This is a genomic window from Streptomyces hainanensis (assembly GCF_004348415.1).
In the GTDB taxonomy this organism is placed as follows: domain Bacteria; phylum Actinomycetota; class Actinomycetes; order Streptomycetales; family Streptomycetaceae; genus Streptomyces; species Streptomyces hainanensis.
This window is the reverse complement of the sequence record NZ_SMKI01000383.1, coordinates 1-7780: the sequence shown is the minus strand read 5'-3', so window position 1 is coordinate 7780 and position 7780 is coordinate 1. Positions and strand designations below refer to the sequence as shown.

6 protein-coding genes, 1 tRNA gene and 2 pseudogenes are annotated in these 7780 nt (G+C 68.1%); 2 read left to right on the top strand and 7 right to left on the bottom strand.

Annotated features, from left to right (window positions below; genetic code table 11):
- The 6 genes and pseudogenes from E1283_RS39075 to E1283_RS27650 all read right to left on the bottom strand — a co-directional run.
- Positions 1–194 (bottom strand): annotated as a pseudogene (locus E1283_RS39075) (hypothetical protein); the annotation flags it as partial.
- 86 nt (positions 195–280) lie between these two features.
- Positions 281–919 carry a serine/threonine-protein kinase gene (locus E1283_RS27670; protein ID WP_243745148.1) on the bottom strand — a complete coding sequence of 213 codons (639 nt, stop codon included), beginning with the start codon at positions 917–919 and terminating at the stop codon, positions 281–283.
- 243 nt (positions 920–1162) lie between these two features.
- Positions 1163–1492 carry a WD40 repeat domain-containing protein gene (locus E1283_RS37550; RefSeq protein ID WP_279571295.1) on the bottom strand — a complete coding sequence of 110 codons (330 nt, stop codon included), beginning with the start codon at positions 1490–1492 and terminating at the stop codon, positions 1163–1165.
- Positions 1493–1780, bottom strand: a pseudogene (locus E1283_RS39530) (WD40 domain-containing protein); the annotation flags it as partial.
- Between the two features lie 77 nt (positions 1781–1857).
- Positions 1858–2412, bottom strand: coding sequence for an SMI1/KNR4 family protein (locus E1283_RS27660; protein WP_165956265.1), 555 nt, complete (start codon positions 2410–2412; stop codon positions 1858–1860).
- Positions 2413–3168: 756 nt separating this feature from the next.
- Positions 3169–4422 (bottom strand): hypothetical protein, encoded by a 1254-nt coding sequence (locus E1283_RS27650; RefSeq protein WP_132820888.1) that lies wholly within the window; start codon positions 4420–4422, stop codon positions 3169–3171.
- Positions 4423–4836: 414 nt separating this feature from the next.
- Here E1283_RS27650 and E1283_RS27645 point away from each other — a divergent pair, with 414 nt between their 5' ends.
- Entirely contained in the window at positions 4837–6582 is a 1746-nt protein-coding gene (locus tag E1283_RS27645; protein WP_243745147.1) for a zinc finger domain-containing protein, read from the top strand.
- Between the two features lie 525 nt (positions 6583–7107).
- Complete coding sequence (locus E1283_RS37545; RefSeq protein ID WP_165956264.1) at positions 7108–7251, top strand: hypothetical protein; 144 nt, start codon at positions 7108–7110, stop codon at positions 7249–7251.
- A gap of 262 nt (positions 7252–7513) precedes the next feature.
- Here E1283_RS37545 and E1283_RS27640 read toward each other — a convergent pair.
- Positions 7514–7587: transfer RNA gene (locus E1283_RS27640), tRNA-Pro, on the bottom strand.
- Positions 7588–7780: the final 193 nt, after the last annotated feature.

Sequence of the window (7780 nt, the reverse complement as noted above, 5' to 3'; positions counted from 1 at the left end):
GCGTGTGTATAAGAGACAGGGGGTGGGGTGCGCCCTCCTGCTGGTGGCGCGGGGTCTCTGGCGGGCTCGGGTGTGTGGTTGAGGTGTCGTAGTGCCTGGGCGAGTTCGGTGGCGTTCGGGTACCGCTCTTTGGGGTCCTTGTGGAGCAGGGTGAGCACGAGGTCGTCCCAGGCGGATGGGATGCCCGCCCGCACCGAGCTCGGTGTGGGGGGTTGCTGGGTGAGGTGTGCGGTGAGGTAGCCGACGGTGTCGGGAGCCTGGAAGGGCGGCCGGCCGGTGATCAGTTCGAAGAGCAGGCAGCCGAGCGCGTACAGGTCGCTGCGGGGTTCGGGAAGGCGCGTGCTTGTTCGGGGGCCATGTATGGGGGTGTGCCCACGATGAAGCCCGTCTGGGTGAGGCGGTCGGCAGTCGCGTAGGGATCGGCTGTCCGGGCGATGCCGAAGTCGAGGACTTTCACGGTGCCGGAGGGCGGGATGAGGACGTTGGAGGGCTTGATGTCCCGGTGCGTGATCCCGGCGTGGTGCGCCTCAGCGAGTGCGTCGCATATCTGTGCCCCCCATGGGGCGGCGTCCGGCAAGGTGACGGCGCCTCGACGCAGTATCGAGTCCAGGCCCTCGCCCCGGACCAGCTCCATCACCAGGAACGGGACCGTGTTGCCTTCGGTGCCGTTCTCGCCGAGGTCGTGGATGGTCACGATGTTGGGGTGCTGTAGCTGGGCGGTGATCCGTGCCTCGCGCAGGAACCTGGTACGTGCTTCGTCGCCGCGGCTTCCGCCACCGGCGAGCAGGGAGATCACCTTGACCGCGACCGGTCGGCCCAGGGTCTTGTCCTGCGCCTGCCATACCTGCCCCATGCCCCCCTCGCCGAGCTGTCGCACCAACCGGTAGCGGCCCCCCAGAAGCTGGTCTCGCACGGTCATGCCTCCCCTATTTCGAACATTCCTGACCCACCTGCTGGCGAACCGACGCGATGGAGATCATGGCGCGAGCGCGAAGACGGCACGCCCTATACGCAGAAACTCGCCCAACGGCAGGGGCGTTCACCGAGACAGCCACCGGGGTCTGTGATGGTTCACTGAGGCGCCGCATCGAGCACGACCTGGGTCTATTCATCCCACTGCGAAGGCAATACCCCGCACAAGGAGGTCCACTTCCTCCGGTTCTCATGGACCGTCGGAAGCAGCGCCGCCTGCTGGCTTCCGTCCTCCACCCGAAGCGCGGCACTGTACGCCCCCCTGTTGAGGCATTACTCGAAGCAGACCGATGTGGCCGGTTGGTCTCCTATGTAGGGGACCCCCCCCTTCCTCCAGAGCGAAGTCGCGGTCCACCAGGACCTGGCAGATGTCGGCGATCGCTTCCTCGGGGCTGAGTGCGGCCCTTTCGCCCCACAGCCGGACGGTGAAGTCCGTGCTCGCGGTGGCGAGCACGGATCCGTCTGGGCTGTAGGCGAGAGCGGTCACCAGCTGGCCGTGGCCGCGGAGGGTGTCGCGCAGTCCTCCGGTCTCGGCGTCCCACAGTCGTACCGCGCCGTCCGAGCTGGCGCTGGCGAGGGTGTTGCCGCCCGGATGGAAGGCAATTTCCTGCACCTGTTGGACGTCGAGCAGACCCCAGATCTGTTCGCCGGTGCTGACGGTCAGCAGTTGCTGGCACCTCCACTGCAGCGGCGTCTCGGGCCGGTGCGTGAGCCTCTGCACGAGTGTCGGGAACAGGTAGTGCGTCGCATCTGCGGCGAGGTGCTCTCGAAGCCAGTCGACCGGGAGCCGCTGGCTGAAGCCGCGCATGGCGGCCTCCTGGGCCAGGTCCCGGCCGGGCGGGGCGACCTGACAGCGCCCGTCGCCCGTACGGGTGAATGCAGGACTCAGTTCCACCAGCCGACGTCTCCGCTGCTGTCGATCTTCGGGGCGGTCACCGCGCCGAACCAGGACTGGCTGTGATGTTCCATGGCTTCCGCCACCTCGTGGAGCCATGAGCCCAAGCTGGGCCAGCCCAGAAAGCACGCCTGGTCGCCGTGGACAGCGTTTCCGAGATGGTTCTGCCACATCCCTTCCCCGGCATCGATGAAGTGGTCGTCTCCTTGACCTCCGGAGATGGGGACCCACTGCGTACCCCACCAGGGCGTTTCCGCCTGGTCCGGGTCGTCTGATTCCCATATCTCCATCCGCATCTCACGGACCTCGATGATCTCCGACGCCGAGTACAGCCTCCGGCAGGGAAGCACACCCAACAGGGACCTGTCTCCGTCGTGGCACCGCAGCGACTCCCGGAGATCCGCAGGAAGGGGGAACCCCAGCCGTGACTCGGCCTCCTGGATGGACTGCCGCGAAGCCGGAGGCCTGAGTTCTCCCAGAGCCTTCGGTGCGTATCGGGCCAACCAACCGTCGATGCGGCGCCAGGATTTCACGACGGGGGGCACGACAGGGGCTATGCCCCTACGGGGAGGTCGCATCATCATGCGAAAGATCTTCCACCGGGACTCATGCGGGCAGCCACGTCGAACAGCGGGCCGGCCAACAAACAGACGCGGCCTAGACCTGGTGGACCACGCAGGTGGACGCGGCGGCAATCGCCGACCTCAACCAGATCAGCCTGTCCGAGGCACGAGCCTTGGTTGCCACAGGTGGAGGAATCAGGCTTCCTCACTGAGTACGGCTGCCCAGCCTGCCCATCCGCCCACCTCTGCACTCGCGAGAGCACAATCCACTCTGGACACGACGAACAGTGACCGGAACGCAGACAACGACGTGACGCCGCCCCGTCGGCGAACCATCCCGGCCACCCGACCCCCACACCCAGCTGAGCCCCGCCGCTTACGCGCCTGGCCGCCGTGCGGCCTTCTCCAGCCAGTCGGTGTACCAGCGGGCGAACCTCACCGGCCGAGCGTCGACGTCGAGGAGCGGCGCGAGGTCGCCGTTTGGCCGCCGCCCTCGAGCGCCAGGCACGCCGCAGCTCGCAGCCGCGGATCCGGCAGCGGGCGATCCGCAGCGCTGCTTAGGCCGGGATCACGGTGGAGACGACCACGGCCGCCGCGCCCAAGGCCTCGATGTCGAGGTCACCGACTTCGGGATCTGAGTCGCGGAGCTGGCTGCCCCTCCATCGGCCAGGCGCACTTGCCCGGGGGTTTCGTGATCAGGTTGCCTCGTGCCGGGGTGAATACGCGAGCCATCAGTGACTACGGTGCTGGCGACATGCGGTGCAGGGTGTACTGGTCGAGTGAATCCGGGTCGCCGATCCAGTAGTAGAGGGTGGGCTGGTCGTCGGTGCCGCCGAACTGCCAGTCGCGGCCCTCCATGCATCCGCTCACGCTGAGATCGAGCTGAGGGGTTCCGGACGGCGATGCGTCCTGCGTCCACGAGCCGGAGCCACTGCACGGCTCGGGTGCGCCTCCGTCGTATGCCGCCTGCGCGGTATGGACGTCCAGATCGTTGGCAACCGCGGTGCCATCAGCGCGGAGGACGAGGGTGCCGCCATGGTCGTCGGTCCAGGTACCGACGAGCTGCGCGTCGGTGAGCTGTGGCGGCTCGTATGCCTGGATCAAGCCGGTCCCGTAGGCCACCAGGCCACCGATGAGCACCACCCCTGACAGCGTCAAGCCATAAACGAGCACCATCCCGGCCAGCGCGAACCGGGTGCCGGTGCCCCGCAGGACGGTCACGGCCCGAGCACACAGGACGGCGGGGACCAAGCAGAGGAACGTGACGAGAAGAACCAGCGGGAGCACCGTCCAACCGCCGCCGAGGAGCGCCGTCGGCACCCCGATGCACACGGCGACCGCCGCGGTGACCGCCCCGCACACAGCCAGGCACCAACGCATCGTCTCCGCCCGTCCACTCCTGCGGGCCGACCAGCGCGACAGTTGCACGACCGGCAGGACGGCCGCCGCCGAACCGATCAACCCCACCAGGCCGAGCATGATCACGATGATCACGGCCCCGAAGAGATACCCGAGGAAGACCGGGGCGCCGGCGGCGAAATAGTGCTCATTCCGCAAGCCCACCAGGAAGAAGACGACCAGCGCGAGCGCCCCTTCCACCGATAGCGTCACGGCCCCCGTCAGCCACGCGGCCATCCAGCCAATACCGCCGACACGCCCCGGCGCCGGAGGAGTTGCTTCCTGTCTTCCCACCGTCCAGCGCGCCATTCCCGCCCCTTCCGCCCATGTCGTTTCATCATGCGCCCTGACCGGCACTGCTGTCGCGGCGGGGGCCATGCTCAAGGTCTGCGAGCGCCACGCAGGCCGATCAGACCTCTCTCCCATGAGCACCTCTAATACGTTGCGCGAACTAGACCACCACTGCCTGTTCAGTCGGGTGAGCCCCCGGTTCGCTGCCCACGCCGCGTCAAGTTCTTCGAGCTCGTCGAGTTCGCCTCGCATCTCGGCGAGCTGCTGTTCGTGTGGCGATGTGCCGCTGGTGCTGAAGGACAAGCGGCTATCGTGCTGGCCTCCCGCCGTCGAACCCTGAGGCCAGCTTCCGGAGGCGGCGGACAACCTGAACTCACGAGCCCGTTCGGGGAGATCGCGGCACGAGCCTGGACCCGCCATAGCAATCGTGGGGACCAGGGCGGGAGGGTGTGGGTTGATGCCGGCCTCGAGCTCCTGCGTGTGGTGGCGCCCTGTTGACGAACACCGCGCTGTCGCCAGCGGCGTGCGGGGCGGTGGCGATCCCGGACGAGCGTGTGCACTCCTACGGGAATGGCGGCCGCGGCGTAACGGTCCCGTGGGCACGCGCCGACGCCGCAGAGCGGCTTCGGCATGCCCCCATGCCCCAGGCTGTGTGGCCTTGCCGTTCTCACGCTGCCGGAAGCGGCGGGAACGGCTGGTTTCGTTGTGTTCGGGGGCGTGAATGCCGCGATCGGCTGCAGGGCCAGCATCCCCGGTGCCACGATACCGTGGGACGAAAGGTGGGGCGTCGTGCGGGGTGACAGGCGACAGGTTCAAACCGCGGTCCTGGGCAGCGCGGATTCTGACGAACCGCTGGTGCTGCCTCTCGAGGCACTCGACCTGGACGCCTTCCGTGAGCGGTACGAGCACGACTCGTTCTGGTGCGGACTGCTGCTGGGCGGGTGTGGCGGCGAGTTGACGGCGAAGCGCTACACCGACCGGGTCTGCCACTTCTCCCACAACCCGGGCCCGGAAGGGACGGCACGCGAGTGCGGGCGTCGCGCGCGAGGTGTCTCCAGCGCCGATCACCTATACGTGAAGTCCGCAGCCACCACCTGGCTCGGCACCAGAGGGGAGCACGTCGACATTGACTTCGCCGGTACGGAGGGGGCGCCGATCGGCTCGGTGGTAGACGTCATCTCCCCGCGCGGCGCGCTGCGTGTGCATCTGGACCAAGCGACGCCGCCGGTGTGGGACGAGGAAGGCCGCGAGCCGGTGCTCGGGGTGTCGGTGCCGGTGGATCGGGAGACGTTGATCCGCCGCTGGTACGTGCACCGCATTCGGCTGGACAGCGAGGGGACCTCCCGGCTGGTGCGGATCGGCACCGAGGCGTTCGCGCGGCCCACCGAGTGGTTCGGCCTGGACGAGTGCGAGATGACCGACCGCGGCCTGTCGACGCCAGCAGTCGAACGGATCGTCCGCTCCCGCACCACCCGGCCAGCTTCAACCTGGCCCACGAAAAAGGCCCGTGAGGCTCCGGCCCCCCAGGCACGGGCGCGAGTCCTGCTGCGGCAACTGTCGGATGCCCGCAAGGTGGAGTCCGCGGTCGTCGTGGCCAGGGTGTGCGACGACATCGCCGCCCTCACCGGCCTGGACGCACCCACGCGGGAACAGCTGACGGCCGCCACACAGGACGCCCACAGCTGGCTGAAGCAACAGGCCGAGGTCCGCCGAGACCACTTCGCTCGCCTCAAGACAGCGGTGGCCGGTGGAAACACCAAGGACGTCCGTGCGCTGCTCGCTCGCATCAACGCGACCGACAGCAGCAGCTGGACCGAGCGCGAGCACGAGATCGCCAGCGCGGCGGCCGACTACCTTGAGGCCATCACCACGGCGGCCACCGAGCGAGTGAAGTCCCTCCTGGCCGACATCCGCTGGCGCCGCCGCGGCGGCGCCTCAGCCGCCGAACTGAGGCCCTTGATGGCCGAGGTCGTCCAGGCGGCAGCCCACGCGGGCGAACTCGGATCCTACGACACGTCCCAGATCTCCGCGTGGAAAACGCGCCTGGGCCTGAACGCGGCACCGGTCTGGCGCCAGATTCCCTCGCCCAGCACGTCCCCGAAGCGGAAGCCCCAGCCGCGACCGCTGCACACACAGGTGGCCCAGCGCTACTGGATCAAGAGGAACTGCCCGCGCTGCCAGGCCCAGAAGGGCGAGAAGTGCGTCAACGACGAAGGGACCGGCACCGGCGAGGTGAGGAGAGCGCCGCACGACGAGCGGGTCCAGCCGATCATCGACGAGCGCAAGGTGCAGCAGGAGCGAAACCGCCCCTGGCGGGTGTACGAGGTCACCTGTGACGACTGCGGCCAAGGCGCCGACAGCCGATGCGACACGTCAGGTGGTCCGCACCGCTCGCGGGTGGACCGGGCCAAGGAGTACACACGGCTCCGGAAGCTGCGACCGGGGCGCGAGGAGGAGACGTGACGCGGTGGCCTGGGCAGCCGGTGCCGGTCAACTCCCTTCAGGAACTGCCCGAGCAGCGCCGGGAGATCATGCTGTGGCGCTGGGCCTACTTCTGGGGTGTTCACGAGTAGGGCTGATCAGGCACGACCCGGCAGCCTGGAGATCGTTTCCCGCGAGGTGGGTGATCGTTTCCCACCGGGCGGTCAGTCTCACCCTGGGCCCCGGCCATCGAGGCCACGGAAGCTGGCCGCCGAGAAACTTGGCGGCATCCTTGGCTACTGATCGACTGTCAGGCTCTGCTGGTCGGGGTCCAAGTGCACGGTTCCGCCGCCCACGATCACCATCCGCCCCGGCGACCTGGGCAAGATCGACAAGTACCGTCAGGACCGGCACTACCTCCACCCAACCTGGTCTGACGCCTACCGCCCCATCCGGGCAAACACTGAAGGTCTCAACGGCAGAGCCAAGGGACGCGGCATCGACATCGCCGACCCCACGAAACGACCCGCACACGGCCGCGTCGCCCAGACCATCCTCCTGGCCCTGATGATCTGCGCCATCAACCTGGACATCCTGTCGACCTGGGAGAAGACGACCGGACAGACGGCCGCTACCGAACCGGAGACGATCTCCGAACCGATGGGACACGTAGCCCCGGCCGTGATCACCGACGGGCTCTCCCCGCCCTAGCGGGCAGACAACACCATGCCCCCTGACGTTGCCGCGCCACCGAGCCGGTAACCGCATGCCCGAAAGCGGCCTAGGCACGTCTCCCGCACCCGAAACCACCCCCGCCACCGGACAGCACCCTGCTGAGCAGCCGTGTCGGAGCCCGTCCGTGTTCGGACAACGCCTCGAACAAGCCCCGGAAAAGCCGAAATCCCGCCCGATCAATCCGATCGGACGGGATCTCGTCAACCGCTCACACCTGGTCTCGTGAACGGTCCATGTGTCGGGACGGCGGGATTTGAACCCACGACCCCCTGACCCCCAGTCAGGTGCGCTACCAAGCTGCGCCACGTCCCGGTGCCCATGTGATCTTGGTGTTTCCCCTGATCACCGCGCACGAGAACCATACCGCACTTCGGGTGGTGCATGCTCACGGTGCTGACGGGGGAAGGTGGTCGCCCAGGGGGGTGCGGTGCCACCAGGCGCCGGTGGTGTGACGTTCGTGGCGGGTGGTGTAGCGGTAGCGGTAGACGCGGGCGCGGACATGGGC